Genomic DNA, 23,167 nt, shown 5'->3' with positions numbered 1-23,167 from the left:
TTTGAGTTAAATGAAATGATTCATGAAACTGTAAAAATATTTCCCGGAGCAAAACTCATTGGCAAAGTCAAAATTGGCCAAAATTCTTCAATATGGTATAATGCAGTTTTGAGGGGAGATATAGAAGAAATCAAAGTTGGAAAATTTTCAAATGTACAGGATAACTGCGTGGTACATGCTTCCAAAAACCATCCAATTTTAATTGACGATTACGTATCTGTGGGACATGCAGCAGTTCTCCACGGCTGTACCATCCATGCCAATTGTATAATTGGAATGAATTCCACTATCCTTAACCAGGTTGAAATAGGGAAAAACAGTATTGTTGGTGCTGGAGCCGTGGTTACAGAGGGTAAAAAATTTCCGGCACGAAGTTTAATACTGGGGATACCCGCAAAACAGGTCCGAGAACTTAAAGAAGAAGAGATAAAATCTATTAAAGATAATGCTTTACGATATGTAGAACTGGCAAAAAAAAGTGATTACCATGGTCAAAGTAAAAAAAATTGTAGAAGAACTTGATCCTTATGTCCCCGGCAAATCAATCGAAGAAATAGCTTCTAGATATAACTTAAATCCTGATTCAATAATTAAATTAGGTTCAAATGAAAATCCATTAGGGCCATCCGAAAAAGCTGTAAAAACTGTTATTGATAATCTGAAATATATCCACCAATACCCAGAATCAAATATAGAAGATTTAAAAGAAGAATTAGCTTCTTATGTTGGTGTGAAAGCAGAAAATATAATTGTGGGTGGAGATGGGGCTGATGAAATTTTAGATGTTTTGGGTAAAACATTGATAGAACCTGGAGATGAGTTTATTGTCCCTATACCCTCTTACATGTACTACGAATTTACACTGAGAATACATGGTGCAGTCCCAGTATTTGCAAAATGGGATGTGGATGAAAACGAGTTAGACGTGAACTCAGTAATAGATTGTATATCTCCCAAAACAAAAATCATATTTTTATGCACCCCAAACAATCCTACTGGTGGTTTAATAAATAAAAAAGATATTAAAACTGTTCTAAACAGTACTGACGCTCTGGTAGTTGTAGATGAAGCTTACATCGAATTTTCAGGACCTAATAATGTTGAACTTTTGCATAAATATGAAAACCTTTTTATTTTAAGAACATTTTCCAAAGTATTAGGACTTGCAGGAATGCGTATTGGGTATGGAATATCAAATAAATCGTTTATAGAATATATGCATCGAGTTAAACCTGTTTTTAGTCTTACTAAACTGTCACATGTCGCAGCTCTGGCCACCTTACAAGATGAAGAGTACATAAAAAAATCGGCCCAAGTTTCCATAGAAAGTAGGGAATTTCTCTATGAACAACTGGCAAAGTTTGAAGATTTGAAGGTATATTCTTCTAAAGCCAATTATTTATTGGTGGATATACGGAAAACTGGTTTCAATTCTGAATCTTTTACAGAAGAACTGTTGAAAAGAGGTATTATAGTAAGAAATTGTAGTTCATTTCGTGGTTTAGATGAATACTGGATCAGGGTAAGTGTTGGTACCTTAGAGGAAGATAAGAAATTTATTGATGCTCTGAAAGAAATTATCAAATAATTTGAATTTAATATTCATAAGCGGATTTCAAATATTAAAAATGTGATGAGATGATTATTGGTGGAACAGCGATATCGTCACTGGATTTTCCCGGAAAAATTGCTCTGGTAATTTTTTGCGGAGGTTGCGTCATCAGATGTCCTTACTGTCATAACCCAGAAATTATTGACGGTGGAAAATCCATAGACCTAGAGGATATTTTTAGTAAAATTGAAGATTCACTAGAATTCATTGATGGAATAGTTATAACTGGTGGCGAAGCCTTAATCCAAGCAGAAGATGTTGAAAAAATCTTGAAATTCTGCAAAAACCATTCATTGCACACGAAGATAGATACTAATGGTTGTTTCCCAAATAGACTTAAAAAAATTATTCATCTCATCGATTACATTGGACTGGATGTTAAAGCTCCTTTTAACAAGTATGAAGAGATTATTGGATCTCCTGTTGGAGATAAAGTAAAAGATACCATGAAAATTTGTTTAAATTCTCCAGATACATATCTGGAATGTAAAACCACATATGTTCCAACCTTGATGGATGAAGACGATGTGGTGACTATTGCTAAGGAAATTGACTGTGATCTCTATACCTTACAACAATTTAGAAACCGCGTGGTTCTGGATGAGAAATTGAAGAAAGTACCCAGCCCTACTCGGGATGAGCTCTTAAAAATTGCCAAACAAGTGAAACCTTATTTAAAAAACGTTAAAATTAAAACTTCAGAATTTGGAGAGGAAATCATAAAAGAAGAAAAGGCTAAATAATTTAGAAGAATGATTATTATATCTATTTAATAAATTCGTTAATAATAGTATCAATCCAACTTATTTAGCATTTAGGAAAATCTATAATAAAAAACCATAATTGATAATTAAAAAATTTTATCGAATCTCTTTTTAACAAATCCTGTTGGAGGGGTAAATTATACCTATTCTATCCTTTGGAAGCCGTAACATTGAACTTATAACTGGTCAGAAAAAATCTACCATTAGAAAATTATGGAAAAAACCGCTGAAAGTAGGAGATCGTTTACACTGCTACTGGAACCTAGTATCCAAGGAAAGAGAGAAATTATTTGAAGCAGAAGTAACTGATGTTGACATCATAAAATTCAAAGACTTGATAAAAAACCATCAACTAGCCAAGGAAGAAGGTTTTAAGGATGCAGTTGAACTGGAAGAAGAATTCAGAAAAACTTATCCAGAAGATACAGATGACGACTCTTTATTTCAAGTTATTAGATTCAAAAAAATTCCGTTAGAAGAATGGGAAGGAGAAAAAATAAATGAAAAAGCCAGGATAACCAAACGAGCAGACATTTTGTTTGATACTGGTAAATACAATGATTCTGTCATGTGTTACACTGCCGCTCTAAGATTTGATCCTTCTGATGTTTATCTATTGAATAAAAAGGGAGATAACCTTACGCGGCTGGGAAAATTTAAAAAAGCAGTTGAATGCTATGACCAGGCCCTCAAAATTGAACCTAACAATGAATATATCTGGAACAATCGGGCGATTGCGCTTTTAAATGCCAATAAACTAAAAGAGGCCATAAACTCCAATGATGAAGCATTAAAATTAAATCCCAATAACACCCTGGTTTTGTACTGGCGGGGATTTATTTTAGAGATGTTAGGTGAATATGAAGATGCACTTAAAGTGTATGATAGAGTGATTGAACTCGATCCACAAAATCCAGATGTGTGGAATGCAAAGGGAAATCTATTATCAGAACTAAACCGAACCAATGATGCCTTAAGTTGCTATGATAAAGCATTAGAATTATGTTTAGATGATGTTCCAGATGCCCCTGCATGGAACCGCAAAGGAAATGCCCTTTTAGAGCTTGGAAGGTTTGATGAAGCAGTGAAATGTTACGAAGAAGCTTTAAAATTAGAAAATGAAAATGATATATTCTGGAGTAATAAAGGCGTGGCTTTGATGGAACTAAATAAATTTGAAGATGCAGTTGAAAGTTTTAAAACAGCACTGATGATAAACCCTGAAAATGATGACGCCCGGGTTTTAATGGATGAATGCCTAGAAAACTTATAAAAAAAGTTTTGATGCATACTAAATTTTTTTTAATATGTAAAATATGGAACCGTCCTGATTCTTTTTGAAAAATTCTAATTCCTTTAATTCTTCATCTAATTTTTTATTTAGATTATTATGGCTCTGATATAAATTTTTTAAATGGTAAATTTGATTTGACCAGGGTTTATAATATTCATACCACCATTTTTCATGGGATATAATAAAATAATCTTTTAATTCATAACCTGTTTCTTTTATAATCTTTAATTTTTCATCATGATTATCATATCCATCATGAAGAACTAAAAATCCCCTATTTTTAATTAAAGATTTCCATTCAGATAATCCTCTCTTAAAACCGATAACTGCAATAGAACCTTCAGCCCATATAATGTCAAAACTATTTTCAGGTAGTTCAATCTCAAAAAGAGAACAGTTCATTGTTTTAATCTTTTTAGTGAGATTTAAGTCTTTTATTTTCTGTTCAAGATATCTCAATGAATTTTCGTCAATGTCGATAGCAGTTATATCGCACTTACACAATCTTGCCAGTTCTAAGGTGGGAACACCGGTACCGCAGCCAATGTCCAGTATTTTAGGATTTTCAATTTTAGGTAAACTTAAAAATGCTTTACGAGTATACTTTAATAGGTTTTCCCGAAAAACATCTTTATTTACCTGAATAAGTTCATTTACATTCATTTTCTCTTTAAATGGTTTTTTTTAAAAAATTTGTAGAAATATTAAAAAAGGATATGGAAAGTTAAGATTTATCCTTGTCTAAATGTTTTTTAACCAGTGAAATTCCCCATTCAGCCATTTTTTTAGCATTTTCTAGATTTTCAGCCTCTGAAAAGCATCTAAATATGGGTTCAGTTCCTGAAGGTCTTATAATAACCCATCCTTCCTCAGTGAATATCTTTACTCCGTCTGTGGTGTCCAGTTTATAATCTTTGGTTTCGTCGGTAACGTCTTCCATCACCTCTTTTTTAAGATTATCTGGACATTTTACTTTCATTTTTTCTGAATAATAAACTGGTAGTTCTTTAATGAGCAAAGATAGGGGTTTTCTTTCTTTAGCCATTATTTCGATTATTTTTGCTGCAGAAAGGGCTGCATCTCGCCCGTAAACAAAATCAGGAAATATTAAACCACCGTTTTCTTCCCCACCGAACAATCCATTTTTATTTTTTAATTCTCTTGCAACCAATAAATCTCCCACAGCAGTCGCTATAACCTCCCCACCATATTCATTAGCAATATCGTATATAGCCGAGGAAGTTGCTACAGTTGTAACGATTAATCCACCGTTATTTTCAATTAACATGTATTTTTCTACCAGTGCAAAGGTTTTATCTCCGAAAACAAACTCTCCATTCTCATCAATACAGATGGTACGATCGGCATCACCATCATGAGCAATACCCAAATCGGCACCCGTAGTTTTCACCACATCGATTAATTCTCTAAGATTGTCTTTTATGGGTTCTGGTTCCCTTCCGGGGAAAAAACCGTCAGGTTGACAATTTAAAGTTAAAACATCACACCCTAATTCTCTTAAAATGTAAGGAGCTGTAAAACAGGCAGCGCCGCTGCCACAATCAACAACTACTTTTAAATTAGCATTTTTTATAGCTTCCATATCTACCCGGCTTACAACACCTTCCATATACTCTTCTATTGCATTAGTATTTATGGAATATTCTTTAAGTTCTTTCCAGGACACTCTTTTTACAGTATCATCAAAAAATATGTCCTCTATTTGCTCTTCCATATCGTCTTGGATTCCTATACCATCAGAATCCACAAATTTTATGCCATTATACTCTGGAGGATTATGAGAGGCAGTAATAATTACTCCACCATCATAATATTTTCTTACAGCATATTGAATAGCGGGAGTGGGAAGAATACCAAGATCAATGACTTCACAACCAGTAGACAAAAGTCCGGCAATTACCGCATGTTTTATCATTTCCGTGGATGTCCTGGTATCACCCCCAATTGCTACTTTTCCTTTCACTAAAGATCCATAAGCACCTGATAACTTTGAAGCAAATTCGGGTGTTAATTCCTCATTGGCTAATCTTCTTACCCCAAAGGTTCCAAAAAGTCTTTTCATATAAAACACCTCATTAGATTAAATCTGATAATAGATCTGAATAATTATATATTTTAAATTAATTTCGTAGGATTACCCTTTAAATTAACTAATTTTTTATTAATATGGTTATTTAAATTTTGTTTAATTTTATCTTGCATATTTTATATTTTCCATTAGAATATACAACCTTGGTATTGGGTGGTGTGGGCTTACCCGTTTCTAGGACTATGTATCCTACATTATCTTTTATAACATCAGAATAATTGAAATTTCCAAGTAAATACCTCTTTTTATCCAATAAATGTATTGCACCGGGACCATAACCTCCTTCAGAAACAGGTTGTCTGGCTATAGAAACAATTACTGGTGACATTTCATAATTAGAGGTTATCACCACATGCTCTTTATCTCCATTAACTTTGAACCACTCTGAAATATCTATTTCAGCCCAATTGGTTGTTGGTTCCATTTTTAGTCCGCAGGTTAGACCAGAAAAAATAGCAGATATAATAATAACTGAGATCAAAATATTATACACATTTTTATGATTTTTTATTCTAAAATTTCTCAATCCATAAGCAGCCAGAGCAACTACGAAAAAAATGCTGAAGGTCAATATTCTGTCGCTTAAAATAGGTATTCCCAACCAGTAGATCTGGCTCAATAAAATCATTAACAATGCTCCAGATAACATGAAAATGTCACTATTCAATCTCCTTTTAAACATTAAAAAACCGCCTATAACTGCGAATATAATGGTTATAACACCGTAAAATTTAAAGTACCTTAAAACGGGTAAGGGGATTCCTGGAGGGTTGTTAAACACATATCCGTGCATCAACACAATTGGTATCCACCAGATGGATGCTAAAAGAAGCATACAAATCAAAAGTACCCAAAAATGTTTTAAATTATTTTTTCTTTTAAGGATTTTAATTAAAATAGTGTAAACAGTTAAAACAAAAATTAAACACACGGCAGTCAGAGAATGGGTCAATAATATTAATCCACCTAATATCCCAGCTATAATCGCCATTTTGTAGTTATCATTTTCCATTGCAGAATAATAAAAATAAATTACCAAAGGAAAGATGATCAACGCCATTGCTTCGGGTATAGGTAACATAAATCTAAAAAAGGGGACAGAAAACATTAAAAAAAATCCAGCCCAGACCCCGGTGTAGAGATCATAAATTTTGTAGACTGTGTAAGTAATGCTGAGTACAATAGATGATGCTAAGATTGGTTGTAACCATCTAGCAATAATGAAAGGGTCTAATTTTAAAGATAAACTTAAAAATGCAATTAAATAGTGGAATAATGGCGTATAAAATGTTGGTCTCCCATAAGGGGCAAATGTAAGTGGATCAAAAAATGTGACGCCATTTGCCATATATAATTTGGCCATATGTACATGATAGTAAACATCCCAACTTAAGGGCCATTGATATTTAAGTGTAGGAATTAAAGTTATAAAAAAGGTAATAATAACGGGTATAAGTAATATAAATAGAGATTTGTTTCTCTTTATAATATGAAACTTCAACATGGAAAATCCTCTTTTTTTTCAAATAATAATGAAGAATTGGATGTAATAATTTTATGATTACACTATATAAAATTTTTAAAGATTATACGAGGAACAAAAATGAGAATAATCACCATAATTCCTGCATACAACGAAGAAAAATTCATTAAAAAAGTTGTGGAATGTTCTAAAAAACATTCAGACGTTGTTGTAGTGGATGATGGTTCAAATGATAATACTAGTCAGATAGCTGAGGATGCAGGAGCCGTTGTATTAACACACCCGAAAAATTTAGGTAAAGGTGCAGCCATCAAAACTGGACTTAAATTTATATTGGAAAGTAGTTATGATATTATCGTATTTATTGATGGAGATGGACAGCACGATCCTTCGTATATCCCCCAATTTACATCTGCTATGGATGATGCGCAAATAGTTATAGGTTCTAGATTTAAGGGAAAATTTCCAGATAATATGCCCTTCCAACGCAAACTGGCAAATCAGTTAACAACGGGAATAATAAGATATGTTACGGGATATGAAATAACTGATAGTCAAAGTGGTTTTAGATCAATTTCAGCAGATATATTAAATCTTTTTATTGATATAAAATATAATGATTATGTATTCGAATCTGAAATGCTCTACAAAGCATCAAAAAATAATATAAAACTTAAAGAGATAAAAATAGCTTGCGATTATGGTACAGAAAAGTCATATGTCACGCTTAAAAATGCCTTGAATTACGTGATTTTCATCATAATACATTTGCTAATGAAATTTAAAGGGAGATTCGATCTTTGAAAAGATTTTACGTATTCATGATTAGTTTGGTACTTATAGTACTATTAATATTATGGATTGGACCTCAACAGATCATTGATGCCTTTAAAACTGCAAATTGGGGACTTTTAATTTTAGCTATGATAATCCATTTAGTGGCAGTAGGTTTGAGATCCATACGATGGGGATTTATTATAAATAAACCTAAAGAATTCAAAAATAATTTTGTGGTTAAAACTATCGGACTTTTTGCCGGTAATTTCAGCCCAGTTAGGACTGCGGGGGAGCCGGTTACTGCAATTGCCGGTAAAAAAATTAATAAAATAAGTTTATCTGAAGGATTATCAGCAGGGCTAACTGAGAGGTTCTTTGATTTCATAATTGTAGGTTTGTTACTTCTGATTTCTTGTATCTGGCTGCCCAAAATACGTTATCTTGCCATAATTGGAGGAATTTTATCTTTAAGCTTCGTTGTTCTAATTTATTTCATAAACTGGAGAGAAAACGCCAGTATATGGCTTTATGAAAAAATACATCCTTTAATTGAAAGGTTGCCCATACAAGAAGAAGTTCTTGATAATTTTTATGAAAAAGCGGTGCAATTACTAAAGAGCATGGTTACCTATACTAAGTCATTTACAACTTATAAAAATCTGATCCTGGTAATAATTTTATCAGCTTTATCCTGGCTTGTAGAATGTCTTCGTCTTCTAACTGTTTTTTATGCCTTTAACCTAGAAATTAGCTTTGTTGCAGTAATTATAATATTCTTACTGGCCAATATTATTGGCGTAGTTACCGTGCTTCCAGGAGGTATTGGATCTATAGAAATATCTCTTACAGGCCTATTTGTCCTTTTTGGAGTTCCAAGAGCTCTAAGTGGGAGTATTGCTCTTGCCGATCGATTAGTATCATTCTGGGTTGTTACTGTATTGGGTTTGATTTTTTCATTCTATTATGCTAAAGACATCTTTGATGAGATTAAAAAATTTAGTATCGATCTTAAAATCTCAAAAAAATGAATTTTAAGCTATTATTTTAATAGATTTAGCATCTTTTAGTATAATTTCCATATCGCCATTATACTGCGTAACTGTTCCAACAATCTTTATTCGACGATTTTTCAACGATTTTACAGTGAAATTACCTTTTTCAATTTCTATTACAGTCTTTTCAAAGATTACTGCACTAATTTTGCCAGTATTATCAATTATTTCTAAAAAATAGGTGTTGCTGTTTTTTGATTTTTCCAATTTTGATACATATCCCTCTAATGAAACTTCTTCATCCAACATGCCCTTATCAATATCTATAATCTCAATTTCTCGAGGTAAAATGTAATTTGAAAAAATTATCATTCCTACTACACCAATAATGGCTGTTATAAAGGCCATTTTAAAAATATCATCATCTTGCATAATAAACACCTAAAATATAGTAATACTAATTTATTAAAGTATTTAAATTTTGCAGTTTAGTATTACTAAATCAAAATTAAATTAGAAAATAAAAGTATTCTGAATAGATAAATTATAAAATAAGAGTTCAAATCTTTTTTAAATTTACAAATATCTAGCAAAAACTAGTAAACAAATAATATTAAAAGATTATTTAACATTAGCCATTTTAAACATGGAATCAACTCTTTCCAGGGTATCAATATCTTCAACACCCTTATCTTCCCTTATTCCTTTAACTACGGGGAATCTTAGCGAATATCCACTTTCATATTCTGGGCTTTTGACTATTTCGCTGTAAGCAACTTCCAGAACGATTTTAGGGACAACTTCAACTTGCCTTCCTTTTTTATTTATGAAAAGTTTTCCCATTTTTTCAGATAACTCTAAAAGAGTTTTATCATCCAAACCAGTTGCTACATGAGCAATAGTTTTAAGATCATCACCATCTTTTAAAGCCAGAAGATAAGAACCAATAAAATGGGCCCGTTTACCACGGCCGTAGGTACCTCCCACCACTACCAGATCAAGGGTTTCAGGTTCGGCCTTAAATTTAAGCATCTTTTTACCACGAATACCAGGTATATATGGAGCAGTAGGATCCTTTATCATGATCCCTTCGTGTCCCTGTTCAATAGATATATTGAAAAGGTCAACTGCGTCTTGAATGTTTTCAGGGGTCACTTTAACCTGGCGGCTAAGCTCAATTTTATGCCCGTCAACTGTAACGATATCTTCAAGAATTTGGCGGCGTTTTTCAAAGGGTTCATCAATAAGTGGTTTTTCATAAAACAGAACATCAAATAGATACAAAGTTAAAGGGACTTTTTCCATTACTTTTTCAATTTCATACTTTCTCCGGATACGTTGAAGAATATACTGGAATGAAATTGGTTTTCCATCCTTGGTGACAATTATTTCTCCTTCCACTATAAAATCATGTTTTGGTAATGATTTATCTATATATCCTCTTATATCTGGAACTGCATTTCCAATATTTTCAAGTCTACGGGTGAAGATTAAAATTTCATCGCCTTTACGGTGGATTTGGACGCGGATACCATCATATTTGGTTTCACAATATGCTCCACCAATATCATTAATACTTGCCTCAATTCCTTCTGCAAGCTGTGCCAGCATTGGTTTAACTGGTTTGCCAGGTTTTAAAGTTAATTTTTTAAGGCCATCTTCACCTTCTCTGTAAGCCACCTGGGCCACAAGTCCCAGGTCATTGGTGAGCATGTGTGCTCTTTCAACCACATCCTTGTCTACCTTAAATGATTCAGCAAGAGCATCCCGTATAGTTCCTTCCCCCACACCAACTCTTAGCTCTTCAATAACTGTTCTAGCAATATATTTAGCCTCTCTTGGAGATGCTAAAGAAAAAAGTTCCAGTAAACTATCAATTTTTTTTGATTGCGCTCTGTTTCCAGATATGTTTGCCATTCTCCTTATATTATTGTATACCTTCTCTATGGTTAGTGGTTGTGAAAAAAAAGTGATCTGTGATCTTTTTTTGTAAAGTTCCTCAGTAGCAATTCCCAAGTCGCCAGTGTCCCGAAATTTATCTTCAACATCATCAACAGAAACACCTACAATAGTAGCTATAGATTTCATGAGAAGTTTTGAGCCGACCCCTATTTCTTCTTCACTCCATGAAGGGAAAACCTTCCCTAAAGTCATCATAGTAATCATGGGAAGTTTTTCATCATCCAGACTTTTATAAAAATCTGCAAGAATGGCTGTTTTTTCCAATCGCTTAGTAGTGGATTCTAATGCTTCATAAACATCCACAAGTTCTTTATAATTCATGTTATTGTTAAAATGCGACATAATATCCCAGCGAATTATTAATCTTCACCAAATATTCTCTTATCTAAGTACTTATTAATAGTTAATTATTTAATATTTCCTAATGCCTATATCTATAAATTATAATTGTATAATTAATTTTTAAAATCTTATAATTAATTAATTATCATATAAAAAGTTAATTATGTAACTAAACATGATAAAACGCGATTTTATAATTTAAATAATATATAAGGTCGTATTACCCCATATTAATTTAAAAGTTAAAGAAATAATTTATGTAAATCCTGAAAAAGAATAAAAATAGTTTAGTCATAATCTGACTAAACATTCATTAAACTGGTTAACGATAATATGCAACTTAAAAAGCTATGTAAAAAAGCAAGTAATTGTAATGAATGTCCTTTACAAAAAAATAGAACAAATGTGGTTTTTGGTGAAGGACCTTCCAATGCAAATATAATGTTAATCGGAGAAGCACCAGGAAAAAATGAAGATATTACAGGAAGACCATTTGTAGGAAGTGCTGGAAAAATATTAAGCAGTATCATACAAGAAGCCGATCTAAATCGTTCCAATATTTATATAACGTCTATAGTAAAATGTAGGCCTCAAGATAATAGGAAACCGAGAAAATTAGAGTATTCCACGTGTATAGATATTTTTTTGAAAAAGCAGATAGAATTAATTAATCCTGAAATCATTGGTCTTCTTGGAAATAGCTCCATATTCGCAATTATTGGTAAAAAAAATATCAATAAGATTCATGGAAATATCTATGAATCAAATGGGCAAAAGTACATGGCAATGTTTCATCCTGCGGCAGTATTATATAATCGTGCTTTACTCCCAAAACTCAAAGAAGATATGATAAAACTTGAAAAAATGCAAAATAGAGCATCAGTGTTATGAACATAATACCATATTAAATTTACTTTAAAGCTTTAATATTTACGAATCATTAACAAATTTTGATGAGAAAATTTTATTGTTCTCTATACATTTGTAAAATTTCTTCAGAAGTGGTGGCCTGTTCTGGGGCTTTTTCTTCCCTCCACCGAACAAACCGTGGAAATCTTAAAGCCATACCCCTTTCTTCTTCTTCATTCCAATTACAAGTGTGTATTGGGCTTTTAGTTATTTCAGATCCCAATGTCTCAATCACATATTCAGGTATTAAATAATAGTCAATGTCCATTTTTTTACTTAATTCCAGTCTTGCTGGTTTTTTATCAGTTAAAACTCCTTCCAATTTTGATGGGAGTTGTTCTAACTGTTGGTCAGAAAATCCCGTGCCAATTTTAGTTACAGTTTCAAATACGTCCTTTTCATGATTGTAAACTGCACATAGAAGCGCCCCATAGGTTCCACTTCTTCTGCCCCTACCAGGAAATGCTCCAACTATTACTAAATCTAAAGTATCAGTTAAATTAGTTATATACTCTTTTTTCCATTTAATCCAAGACCATTCACGTGCCCCGGCATGATAATAGGAATCATTGGCACATGATTTACAGACAATTCCTTCCAGGTTTCTATCAATACAATCCTGGAAAAAACCGTCAATAATATCTAAATTTGAACTTACCACCCTTTTAGCCAAATTAATATATTTTGAAGATTCTAATATATTTTCTAATTTCTTTCGTCTTTCTGGATAACTTTTTCTTAGAAAGGATTCATTATTCACATACAGAACATCAAAAACTATATATTTGACTGGAATCTTTCTCCTGTATTCTTTAATTTTATATTTTCGTTTTCGTTGCATTAATTTTTGGAAAGGATAAAATTTTTTATCTTCAAAATTATAAGCAACAATTTCACCATCTAAAATTATATTTTTTACATTTATATGCTTCTTAATTTTTTTTACCACATCGGGAAATTGTTTGGTAACATTGTTCAATCTTCTGGAGAATAATTTTACATTATCCCCTTCTTTATGAGCTTGAATTCTCTCTCCATCATATTTTTCTTCTGCTGCAATATTTTCAGAATTAATTTTAACCTTAATTTGTGAAAAATCAGATATTCTTTGGGCTAACATGGCTTTTATAGGCCTATTTAATGTAATATTAATATTATTAACACCATCTATACCTTTTTCAAATAAAATTTTACCAACATACCCTATATCTGAACTAACATTGTATGCATGTTCCAACTCATCTTTTTTATCCTTTGTTCCAAAAACCGATACAGAAAGACCATATAATATGGTCATATCCCCCACACCAAGTCTCATTTTTCCATTGGCCAATCGAGCTATAAATTTTTTACCCAAGTCATCTGCTTCAATTAACATTGAAGCTAAGGTTTTCTTTTTTATTTCGTAAGATCCGGTTCCACTTACCTTTGCAATTTTCTTAAACGCTTTGTAAATGTCATCTACAGACAAATCCCCTTTAAAATAAAAAAATTTTTTAAATTTATTTTTTGATATGTCAATGAACTTAGTGGCTACAATTCCAATATCACCTAAATTATTTGTTTCCGATGCCACAGATTCTTTATCTATATTGGCTGCAATGGCAATCGCAGCCTGTATCATTTTTTCATCCATTCCCAACTTTATGTCCTCATAGCCAGGGCCAATTTGGCCCAAAATCAAATAACAGATTTTATCAATTTCTTCTTTTCCCGATTCCTGAAATATTTCAGAAAGAATATTTATCATGGCTGTTTGAGAGCTTGTGTTTTCAAGTTTTTCCAAGTAATCGGTGAGTATTTCAAATTTGATTTTAACCACCAATATGATGAAATTTAAAATTTAATAATTCCGCAATTTCAAATTGCTATAAACTATAATAAATGGATAAATAATCTTGAATTAATTTTGAAGCACCAAATCCATTGCAAACTTTTAATTAATTAAATCTTAATTACTACTAAATATATAGGACGATTAATTTGATGATATTGGATAAATTTTGTAAAAAAACTTATCATATTTAAAAGAAAATTTATGTATATAACTTATAAATTACATAAATCGTTCAAATCGTTCTTTTCCTACCTTACATATAGGACATATTTCTGGGGGTTCATCACGGGCACATAAGTATCCACAAACTCTACATCTCCACACAGGTAGGGATAATGTTTGTTTTGATAGATCTTTAGTTTCAATTTTATTTTTTTGTCGTTCTTCCCAGGTAGGCCTTCGCTCTGGTATAGGAATTAATTCTTTTTCCTCTTTAAGTATTGGGCCAGACACATATAAACCACAATAACAAGCATCAAACTCATTAAGATCCGGGTCCCGGTAATCACAGGGACAGATTATATCTAAATCTTCTTCTCTCTTACCAGATGCCAATCGACAGGGACATGCACCATAGCCATATCTGTTTTTATTTATTAATATGCTCTTTATTAGATCTTTAGTAAATTCAACATCGGGATTCAGGTGATATCCATATTTTTCGGCATTATCTTTAATTTTATGGTAATAATGGTCAACTTCTTCCTCGTTAACCTCTTCGTTCACGCTAGAGCCCCCAATATGCTTTCTTTATCAAATCCAATTATGATTCTCTCCTGGTTAAGGATCAATGTAGGTAAAGAAAGTTGTGGGTTCCACCTTTTTAAGTGGTTCAAGGCCTCTTTTCTTTCACTTCCTTCCAGAAGATCAACATAAACATAGCTATAATCCACCCCAATATCTTCGAGAAGTTCCCGAGTCTTCTTACACCATCCACAAGTACTCAAAGCAAAAAGAATAACATCACCTTTTTTAAAACCTTTTACATGAACCAATTTCATTCATTTTCCCCCATAAACTCTAATAGTATTTTATGGTGATCTTGCTATATATTATTTTATTTTAATAGGAAAAATAGTAAATTTCAAAAAGATAAAGAAAATTCAGGAAAAATATAATAAAATTATAACTGGTATTTACTTATCCGGCATTTAAAAATCGTTTCTAACCAATCTCAATGCACAGAATTCTCCGCACATAGTACACATGTCATCAGTTTTAACTAATTTTCTTTTACGATATTCTTTTGGTTTTTGGTGATCAAAAGCCAGTTCAAATTGTTTTTCCCAGTCAAAATTTTTTCGAGCCTTAGACATGTTTAGTTCATTATCCCATGCATTTTTAAGCCCTAATGAAACATCTGCTGCTTGAGCAGCAATTTTAGATGCTATTACCCCTTCTTTAACTGCTTCCACATCAGGTATTGCCAGATGCTCAGAAGGCGTTACATAACATAAAAAATCAGCCCCTGAACTGGCAGCAATGGCACCGCCAATAGCAGAAGTTATATGATCATATCCTGGAGCCATGTCAGTTACTATGGGGCCCAATACATAGAAAGGAGCATTTTTACACACAGTTTTCTGTATTTCCATGTTGGATTTTATCTGATCTAAGGGCATGTGTCCTGGTCCTTCTACCATGGTTTGAACACCATGATCTCGGGCTCTTTGAACAAGGTCACCTAAAATCAGAAGTTCTTGAATTTGAGGAATATCTGAAGCATCATTAAGACAACCCGGCCTCATGCCATCACCTAAACTCAGAGTAACATCATATTCATGTGCTATTTCCAGTAAATAGTCATAATTTTTATATAATGGATTTTCTTCACCATTGTGCATAATCCACGCAGTTAAAAATGCCCCGCCTCGGCTTACAATTCCCATAAGACGATTGGATCTTTTTAATTTTTCAACAGTCTCACAGGTAATTCCACAGTGCACTGTCATGAAGTCAACACCTTCCTTGGCCTGATTTATAATAGCCTGAAACATGTCGTCTTCGTCCATATGGATTACTGCTCCTTTTTTTTCGGAAGCAACAACACCCGCCTCATAAATAGGAACTGTTCCTATAGGAACGTCTACCGCGTCCATAACTTGTTTTCTGACATTTTTAAAGTCATATCCAGTGCTCAAATCCATTATGGTATCTACACCATAATCCACAGCAATTTTTGCCTTCTCCACTTCAAGTTTAATATCTTCTAATTCTGAGGAAGATCCTAAATTAGCATTTATTTTGGTTGTTAATCCCTTTCCCACACCTAATGGAATTGTATCTCTTTTTATATTCTTTGGTATGGCAATATGACCTTTAGCTACTCTTTTAATAATTTTATGAACGTCAATATTTTCTTTTTCTGCAATAACTTGCATTTCTCTGGTTATTTTACCTTTAATTGCTGAATCCATTTGAGTCAATTTTTATCCCTCATGTTAATATATGACTTTAATTACAAATATGTCTATGATTAAGAAACTAGTTGCCCAGGACGTGATGATTACAGATATTCATGTAAGCTCACCAGATGACCTGGTTGCTGCTGCTAAATTAAAAATGGTGCGTTGTAACATCGGAGCTGTCCCCATAGTGGGCCAAAAAAAGCTTGTTGGCCTTTTAACACATCGCGATGTTTTACTCGCAGGAAGTGAAGCCCTTGGGCTTAAAGTTGAGGATCTGATGAGTAAAGAACTTATTGTAGTGAACAAAAACACCCCAATTGGTGAAATCGCAAAGATTATGGCCAACACTGGTTTTCAAAGAATTCCTGTGGTGGAAAATGGGAATTTAGTAGGATTAATAACCCAAAGTACCATAATAAAAGCATTTGCAGATTATCTGGATTAGATCAAGGGGTCGGGGATTTTAGCATCCTTTTTTTCCCTTAAACCTCCGATCTTTTTAATTCTTCTTTTTAAAAAGTCTTTACCATCCTTGCTAACACCATATATAGGTATTGAAGCCCCTACACTGAATACTTTATCTTTATCTGCGATTTTTCTTAAAGATTTAGAAGCACATGCAGTTATAACATCACAATATCTAAAGAGACCGTCTGCATCTTCTTCAGATATTCCCGTGGTATGGACTGCAAAAATGTAAATATTTACATCACCATACTGTTTTTCAATTTCTCGAATTTTTTTAGCATGTTTTGCTGAAGTAATGGTAACTGCTATCTTTTCATAACCTAAATCTATGGCCTTGAGAACACCTTCAACTTGATCAATCTCTGCCTCTTCCGGTAGAAGAACATTGTCTCTTCCTATCTCATCTATAATTTTTTGGATAGGAGAAGTGGATGTAAATCCAGATATTCTGCCACCAATACCCTGAACCAGTTCTGGATCATTTATTATAACTGTTCCTGCACCTTCACAGACAATAACTGCACATTCAATTATTTTATCCTCTAGCAGAGTACTTAAAGTTTCGGATATTCCAAATGAAAGGAAATCCTTCATTTTTAAGATTCTATGGGGAGTGCACATTCCAAAATCTTCAATTCTAAATTTAATATTTTCTTCAATTGTAGTAGGAGTTAATTTTTTGATTCCCCTGTATTTTTCAAATAGAGGACAGTAATGAATTTGTGGATCTCCAATTTTCACTATTTTACCGTCTCTTATCACGATCTTAGACTTTCCCAAAGCTTCTATTACGTGTTCATCCAATTAAACACCCTCAAATTTAATTTAAATATATTTAGTAAACAACAGCAATCACTTTAAAATATAAGGCAGACACTTAACCATTATTATTAAGCTACAGATAAATTTATTTGAAAATAACGAAACTAATTATAACTATAGAAAAGTTTAAATTGTATGAGATATAACAGCATATAAGCCATGCCGGGGTGGCTCAGCTGGTTAGAGCGCACGGCTCATAGGGTATTAAGCAGTGCTCTGACTTTTATCTGGGATACCGTGAGGCCGCGGGTTCGAATCCCGCCCCCGGCACTCAAGTATTAATTCTTTCTATAAATAATTACTAAAACATTTCCCATTTAAACTTCAGTTATATTATTTATCTCTGATTAAAAATTATTCAATTATGATCTGTTTTTATTAAAAATTTTACTCAACTTTCCACCTTTTTAGCATATAAAACAAAACCTGCCGCGGTTTTAGCAGGATTCTTTTCACTTTTATAAACCACGTGTTCCAGTTTAATTACTTCAAAATCACTGAAAAATTCTTCCAACTCATTTTTAGTGAAATAATGGTGTGGTAAATCTCCATCAATTGCATCAATGTAAATTTTAGTATTTTTCTCTATTGAATTTCCTGTGGGAAATTCTTCATGTTCTACCGAAGGTACAAGAATATAAACAAGCCCATCCATGTTTAAAACCCTATGAATCTCTGATATGGCCTTTTTTATTTCGTTGATTCTGGCATGATGAATAACGCCATGAGATATGACACCATCAAAAAATTCGTCTGGATAGGGCAACGATTTAAAATCACACTGAGATAATTGAGCTTCAGGAGTATCTTCAGAGGCTATATCCAAAGCATGATCAGATTTGTCGCAGCCCCAAACTTTAAATCCATGGTATTTCAAGCAAAATACGTGCCGGCCGGTTCCACAACCTAAATCCAATATCTTTACCAAATTTTCATCTTTAAAGAAGTTGATTGCATCAATTACATAAGGTGAAGGCTCTACTTGAACCATACCATTTTTCTTGTAAATATTATCCCAATTTTTCATGAAATATATTATTAGCTATAATAAAATATATTGATTTAGATAGAACTAACTGAATGAGGAATAATACATAGATTAAGTAAAATTTACTTAAGTTAAACTAGGATATCATCTTTGAAAAAACATATTTTATTAACCGAAATTTAAATATAACTAGTTCAGGTGAATATATGCCTAAAAGATATGAGGGAATGGCTTACTGGGAAATGATCAGCAGACAAATGGGTATATTAACCAAAAAAGACCAGCTAAAATTAAAAAAATCTCGTGTAACAGTTATTGGATGCGGAGGTATTGGTGGAGCTGCTATTGAAATGCTCTGTCGAATGGGAATAGGTAATCTTAGAATAGTGGACAAAGATTCTTTTGATGTTTCAAATATAAATCGACAAATTATGAGTAGTTTTTACACTGTAGGTAAATCTAAGATTAAAATTACAGAGGAAATTGCCAAATCCATAAACCCTTTTATAAATTTAGAGGCTGTTGAAACCGAATTAAATGATGGAAACGTAGAGGAAATCATTAAAAATAGTGATATTATCATAGATGCTCTGGATAATCTTATTAGCAGGATTATAGTAAGTAGATCTGCCTTAGATTTAGACATTCCCTTCATTCATGGAGCAATACATGGAACGATGGGTCAGATCACCACTTTTACCAGTGAAACTCCAAATTATGAGGAAACATTTAAATTGCCCTCTTCAAATAAAGATTTAGATGCAAATGTGGTTTCAGAAGTTGAAAAATTAAATAAAGATGTTCCACCAGTTATTGCATCTGTTCCTAACATCGTTGGATGTTTACAGGCTTTTGAGTCTTTAAAATTAATTACGGGGAGAGGTAAGCCTGTTTTTGCTCCTAAAGTTCTAAATTTTGATCTATTAAGAGAAGAACCATTCTCTATGATTAACCATGGAGATAAATAAAAAAATAAGAAGAATTATTTTTCTTAAAAATTGATAAAAAAGCTTGATATTCTTTTTATTTGCAATCAAGGACATTATTAAGGTTAAAAGAAGTTTTAAATAAAAAAAGATTTTTTTTGAATTTATTTTTAATCCAAAGAAAAATAGTACTATCTAAAAATTAAATCAAAAAAATGACATAAAATGAACCAATTGAAAAAAAAACTTTATATGTCAAAACATTTATATATAAGAAAAAGGAAACTTGTTTCCGGCATTAATTTTCATGGAGGTATAATAATTGCCAGATAAAATCGGACAAGTAATTGAAAATATAGAAAAATGCGGTACTAAATTTGTAAGGCTGCAATTTGTGGATATACACGGAACTCCAAAAAACATGGCTGTTCCCCTGGTTAAATCAGAAGATATAGAAGATATAATAAAAGATGGGCTATTATTCGACGGTTCGTCCATTGAAGGTTTTGTAGATATAAATAATAGTGATCTCGTAATCAAACCAGACCCAGACACTTTCTCCACATTACCTTGGAGACCAGAAGAAAAAGGTGTTTGTCGGTTTATATGTGATATTTACTGGCCTGATGGAACTCCGTTTGAAGGAGACCCCCGGTATATATTAAAAAAAGCTTTAGCTAAAGCTGAGAAAAAAGGTTATGAATACAATGTTGGACCAGAACCAGAATTTTTCATTATAGGTGAAGATGAAGAAGGCAACATTGTACCTCATGATTCAGGTGTTTATTTTGATGTTGAACCTGTAGATCAAGGAACTGACGTTAGAAGAGAACTGGTTTTAGGATTAGAAGAACTTAAATTTGATATAGAAGTAAGTCACCACGAAGTAGGTCCTGGTCAGCATGAAATAGACTTTAAATTTGATAATGCAATGAAAACTGCTGATGCAGTTATAACATTTAAACAAGCCATAAAAGCCATTGTAGCTAAACTTGGATATATGGTAACCTTTATGCCAAAACCATTCTTTGGAGTAAATGGTAGTGGAATGCACTGCCACCAGAGTTTATTCAAAGACGGTAAGAACATTTTCTTTGACCCAGACACAGAAAACCAATTATCAGAAGAAGCATTATACTTTGTAGGAGGACTTCTAAAACACTCCAAAGCATTATCCGCTGTAGTTGCACCATCAGTAAACTCATACAAAAGACTAGTTCCTGGATACGAAGCTCCAGTATACATAGCATATGGTTTAAGAAACAGATCTACTCTAGTAAGAGTCCCTGCCTCCAGAGGTAACGGAACTAGAGTTGAATTCAGATGTCCTGACCCATCATGTAACCCTTACCTTGCATTCGCAGCCATGCTCGAAGCAGGTATGGACGGTATTAAAAATAAAGTCCATCCTGGAGATCCAACAGAAATTGATGTATTTGACTTAAATTCAAACGAAGTTGCTGGTATGGGAATCGAAACATTACCTTCCAGCTTATGGGAAGCATATCATGCTCTGGAAAAGGATGATATAGTTAAATCCTCATTGGGAGACCACATATACGATCAATTCATGGATTTGAAGAGAGAAGAATGGGATGACTACAGAATACAAGTATTCCAGTATGAATTAGACCGATACTTGACCATATAAAATCCCAATTTCTTTTTTTTATATTAATTTTTTATTTTAAACTATTTATTAGAGTAAACAGAATATTAGATCATAATTCAATCGGTGACTAGATGCCAAATGAAACTGATCGTAAAATGATGGAAATTTTAAGGATACTCTCAGATAGTGAAGATGTTCTCGGAGCAAAAACAATAGCTAACGGCCTTAAAAACAAAGGTTACACTATTGGGGAAAGAGCTGTAAGATATCACATGCGAATTCTGGACGAAAAAGGATTTACAGAACGTATAGGGTATTCTGGGCGACGTATAACTGAAAGAGGTCTTAGAGAATTAGAAAAAGGTTTAATATACGATCAAGTTGATTTTGTTTTTTCTAAATTTGAAGGAATGATGTATAAAACCACTCTAAATCCTGTTGAAGGTGCTGGGAAAGTTGTGGTTAACACCTCAAGTTTTATTTATAACAAAAAAGTAATGGATATACTTAAAAAAGTGTTTAAAAGTGGTATTGCTGTTAGTCCTTATGTAAAAATTATAGATAATCATTCTGAAACATCGGGAAAACGCGAAGTAAAGCTAGAAACAGTATGTGGAACAACAGTTGACGGTATGCTCTTAAACGAGGGAATCCCTGTAATTCCCCAGTATGGGGGTCTTGTAAGTATTGAAGATAACATTCCAACGCGTTTTACAGAACTGATTGCATACAAAAAGACATCAATGACTCCGCTGGAAGCTTTTACTGCTAAAGATATGACTTCGGTACTTCAAGTTGTTGAAGAAGGAACAGGAGTAATACCTGCCAACTTCAGGATAATTCCAAGCTCTGCCCGGGAAAAAGCAAAAGAATTATTCCAAAAACTTGGAAAAATTGGAATATCTGGCCTTTTAAAGATAGGAGAAAATGGAGAATCTGTGCTTGGCGTTCCCGTAGAAGATGATATGATAGGAATAGCAATCATAGGAGGTATAGCTCCTTTAAATGCAGCTAATGAAGCAGGATGCGAAGTAAATATTAAATTAGCTGAAAATATTGTCGATTTCAAAGAAATGAAAAGCATAACAAATGTTAAACCTGTCATAAAGACTGCGGGGCCTGAATCTTCCGCAAAAGTTAAATTTATACTTTCTAAAGCCTGGAACCTCATATACAATGTTGATTTGGATGTAGAATCTCTTGAAGGTAATGTAATAACAAATATATCGTATATAGACAACAATGACCTTGATGAATCATTAGAAATAATGAATAGAGTTTTGAAACTTAGGCCAGAATATGCTACAACTAAATATTATAAAATATCACCTCATCCACAGGATCCAAAAATATCAGGTATTGCAACAGTGTGTAGTTTAACTATAGATGGAATTTTAATTAAAAACGGAATACAATCAGTTCCAAGATACGGTGGAATTCTTGAAATGGAAGAAAAAGGTCCTCGTTTTGTTGAATTGACCGCTTACAGTGGATCATCCCTTGATGCCCATGAAATATATATATCAAAGGGTATGACTTCTGTTTTAGATTCCATTAAAAATTATGGTAGAATATTATCAAGCATTAAACAGATCCCATATCTTGCACGCCCACACGCCCTCGAACTACTTGATAAAATAGAAAAATGTGGTTTTTCCATATTGAAAGTTGGAGATCCAAGTGAACTAGTTTTTAATGCTAAAGTAGAAAGATATCACGCAGGTATAGTTGTGCCTGGCGGATTAAATCCGATAGCTGCATTAAAAGAGAGCAATATACCTGTTGAAGTTAAATCAGTTGCAGCTATGATGAATCTTAAAGAAATGGAAGAATTTTAATTAAAATAATAAAAAAGTTAGAT

General features: G+C 32.9%; 22 protein-coding genes and 1 tRNA gene. 12 read left to right on the top strand and 11 right to left on the bottom strand.

From position 1 onward, the window contains the following. Positions 1-15 precede the first annotated feature (15 nt). The 4 genes from CIT01_06530 to CIT01_06515 all read left to right on the top strand — a co-directional run bounded on the left by CIT01_06530 (position 16) and on the right by CIT01_06515 (position 3,649). On the top strand, positions 16-522 hold the full coding sequence (locus CIT01_06530) for a gamma carbonic anhydrase family protein (protein AXV37873.1): 507 nt from the start codon (positions 16-18) through the stop codon (positions 520-522). Then, the gene (locus CIT01_06525; GenBank protein ID AXV37872.1) at positions 488-1,588 is read left to right on the top strand and encodes a histidinol-phosphate transaminase; all 1,101 of its coding nucleotides are present in this window, start codon (positions 488-490) and stop codon (positions 1,586-1,588) included. Before CIT01_06530 ends, CIT01_06525 begins: the two co-directional genes overlap by 35 nt. 50 nt (positions 1,589-1,638) lie before the next feature. Next, positions 1,639-2,355 carry an anaerobic ribonucleoside-triphosphate reductase activating protein gene (locus CIT01_06520; protein ID AXV37871.1) on the top strand — a complete coding sequence of 239 codons (717 nt, stop codon included), beginning with the start codon at positions 1,639-1,641 and terminating at the stop codon, positions 2,353-2,355. A 160-nt stretch (positions 2,356-2,515) separates the two neighbouring features. Next, entirely contained in the window at positions 2,516-3,649 is a 1,134-nt protein-coding gene (locus CIT01_06515) for a peptide transporter (protein AXV37870.1), read from the top strand. Positions 3,650-3,667: 18 nt separating this feature from the next. Here CIT01_06515 and CIT01_06510 read toward each other — a convergent pair whose 3' ends face one another. The 3 genes from CIT01_06510 to CIT01_06500 form a co-directional block, all read right to left on the bottom strand. Continuing rightward, positions 3,668-4,333, bottom strand: coding sequence for a hypothetical protein (locus tag CIT01_06510; protein ID AXV37869.1), 666 nt, complete (start codon positions 4,331-4,333; stop codon positions 3,668-3,670). A gap of 61 nt (positions 4,334-4,394) precedes the next feature. After that, positions 4,395-5,753, bottom strand: a complete 1,359-nt coding sequence (gene glmM / locus CIT01_06505) for a phosphoglucosamine mutase (GenBank protein ID AXV37868.1) — start codon at positions 5,751-5,753, stop codon at positions 4,395-4,397. Between the two features lie 112 nt (positions 5,754-5,865). Continuing rightward, complete coding sequence (locus CIT01_06500) at positions 5,866-7,284, bottom strand: hypothetical protein (GenBank protein ID AXV37867.1); 1,419 nt, start codon at positions 7,282-7,284, stop codon at positions 5,866-5,868. 99 nt (positions 7,285-7,383) lie between these two features. On the opposite strand from CIT01_06500, the gene CIT01_06495 reads away from it, so the two are divergent. Then, entirely contained in the window at positions 7,384-8,067 is a 684-nt protein-coding gene (locus CIT01_06495) for a dolichyl-phosphate mannose synthase (protein AXV37866.1), read from the top strand. Continuing rightward, positions 8,064-9,068 carry a hypothetical protein gene (locus CIT01_06490; GenBank protein AXV37865.1) on the top strand — a complete coding sequence of 335 codons (1,005 nt, stop codon included), beginning with the start codon at positions 8,064-8,066 and terminating at the stop codon, positions 9,066-9,068. The genes CIT01_06495 and CIT01_06490 overlap by 4 nt, the downstream gene beginning before the upstream one ends. A gap of 3 nt (positions 9,069-9,071) precedes the next feature. Here CIT01_06490 and CIT01_06485 read toward each other — a convergent pair whose 3' ends face one another. Beyond that, positions 9,072-9,464, bottom strand: coding sequence for a DNA-binding protein (locus tag CIT01_06485; GenBank protein AXV37864.1), 393 nt, complete (start codon positions 9,462-9,464; stop codon positions 9,072-9,074). 189 nt (positions 9,465-9,653) lie between these two features. Further along, positions 9,654-11,315: a DNA ligase gene (locus CIT01_06480; protein AXV38749.1), complete on the bottom strand. Its 1,662-nt coding sequence runs from the start codon at positions 11,313-11,315 to the stop codon at positions 9,654-9,656. Positions 11,316-11,669: 354 nt separating this feature from the next. On the opposite strand from CIT01_06480, the gene CIT01_06475 reads away from it, so the two are divergent. After that, a complete protein-coding gene (locus CIT01_06475) occupies positions 11,670-12,227 on the top strand; it encodes a hypothetical protein (GenBank protein AXV37863.1) in 558 nt (185 codons plus the stop codon). Between the two features lie 73 nt (positions 12,228-12,300). Here the strand turns inward: CIT01_06475 and CIT01_06470 are convergent, their stop codons facing one another. The 4 genes from CIT01_06470 to thiC form a co-directional block, all read right to left on the bottom strand. Continuing rightward, positions 12,301-14,088 carry a hypothetical protein gene (locus tag CIT01_06470; protein AXV37862.1) on the bottom strand — a complete coding sequence of 596 codons (1,788 nt, stop codon included), beginning with the start codon at positions 14,086-14,088 and terminating at the stop codon, positions 12,301-12,303. A 213-nt stretch (positions 14,089-14,301) separates the two neighbouring features. Then, entirely contained in the window at positions 14,302-14,808 is a 507-nt protein-coding gene (locus CIT01_06465) for a ferredoxin:glutaredoxin reductase (protein AXV37861.1), read from the bottom strand. Continuing rightward, positions 14,805-15,083: an NrdH-redoxin gene (locus CIT01_06460; GenBank protein AXV37860.1), complete on the bottom strand. Its 279-nt coding sequence runs from the start codon at positions 15,081-15,083 to the stop codon at positions 14,805-14,807. The genes CIT01_06465 and CIT01_06460 overlap by 4 nt, the downstream gene beginning before the upstream one ends. Before the next feature lie 150 nt (positions 15,084-15,233). Then, complete coding sequence (gene thiC / locus CIT01_06455) at positions 15,234-16,508, bottom strand: phosphomethylpyrimidine synthase (protein ID AXV37859.1); 1,275 nt, start codon at positions 16,506-16,508, stop codon at positions 15,234-15,236. A 46-nt stretch (positions 16,509-16,554) separates the two neighbouring features. Between thiC and CIT01_06450 the strand changes: the two genes are divergently transcribed. After that, a complete protein-coding gene (locus tag CIT01_06450) occupies positions 16,555-16,935 on the top strand; it encodes an inosine-5-monophosphate dehydrogenase (GenBank protein ID AXV38748.1) in 381 nt (126 codons plus the stop codon). Here the strand turns inward: CIT01_06450 and CIT01_06445 are convergent. Next, complete coding sequence (locus tag CIT01_06445) at positions 16,932-17,762, bottom strand: hypothetical protein (GenBank protein AXV37858.1); 831 nt, start codon at positions 17,760-17,762, stop codon at positions 16,932-16,934. The two genes, CIT01_06450 and CIT01_06445, sit on opposite strands and share 4 nt — an antisense overlap. 179 nt (positions 17,763-17,941) lie before the next feature. On the opposite strand from CIT01_06445, the gene CIT01_06440 reads away from it, so the two are divergent. Next, positions 17,942-18,050, top strand: a tRNA-Met gene (locus CIT01_06440). A 121-nt stretch (positions 18,051-18,171) separates the two neighbouring features. On the opposite strand, the gene CIT01_06435 is transcribed toward CIT01_06440, so the two are convergent. Then, positions 18,172-18,807 (bottom strand): hypothetical protein, encoded by a 636-nt coding sequence (locus CIT01_06435; protein AXV37857.1) that lies wholly within the window; start codon positions 18,805-18,807, stop codon positions 18,172-18,174. 167 nt (positions 18,808-18,974) lie between these two features. On the opposite strand from CIT01_06435, the gene CIT01_06430 reads away from it, so the two are divergent. The 3 genes from CIT01_06430 (at position 18,975) to CIT01_06420 (ending at position 23,144) form a co-directional block, all read left to right on the top strand. Then, on the top strand, positions 18,975-19,736 hold the full coding sequence (locus CIT01_06430; GenBank protein AXV37856.1) for a molybdopterin biosynthesis protein MoeB: 762 nt from the start codon (positions 18,975-18,977) through the stop codon (positions 19,734-19,736). 280 nt (positions 19,737-20,016) lie between these two features. Beyond that, a complete protein-coding gene (glnA, locus tag CIT01_06425) occupies positions 20,017-21,345 on the top strand; it encodes a type I glutamate--ammonia ligase (GenBank protein AXV37855.1) in 1,329 nt (442 codons plus the stop codon). 92 nt (positions 21,346-21,437) lie between these two features. Next, positions 21,438-23,144: a hypothetical protein gene (locus CIT01_06420; GenBank protein AXV37854.1), complete on the top strand. Its 1,707-nt coding sequence runs from the start codon at positions 21,438-21,440 to the stop codon at positions 23,142-23,144. The last annotated feature ends 23 nt before the right edge of the window (positions 23,145-23,167 follow it).

This window comes from Methanobacterium sp. BRmetb2 (genome assembly GCA_003491285.1).
GTDB lineage: Archaea > Methanobacteriota > Methanobacteria > Methanobacteriales > Methanobacteriaceae > UBA117.
This window is presented reverse-complemented; position numbering and strand designations above follow the sequence as displayed.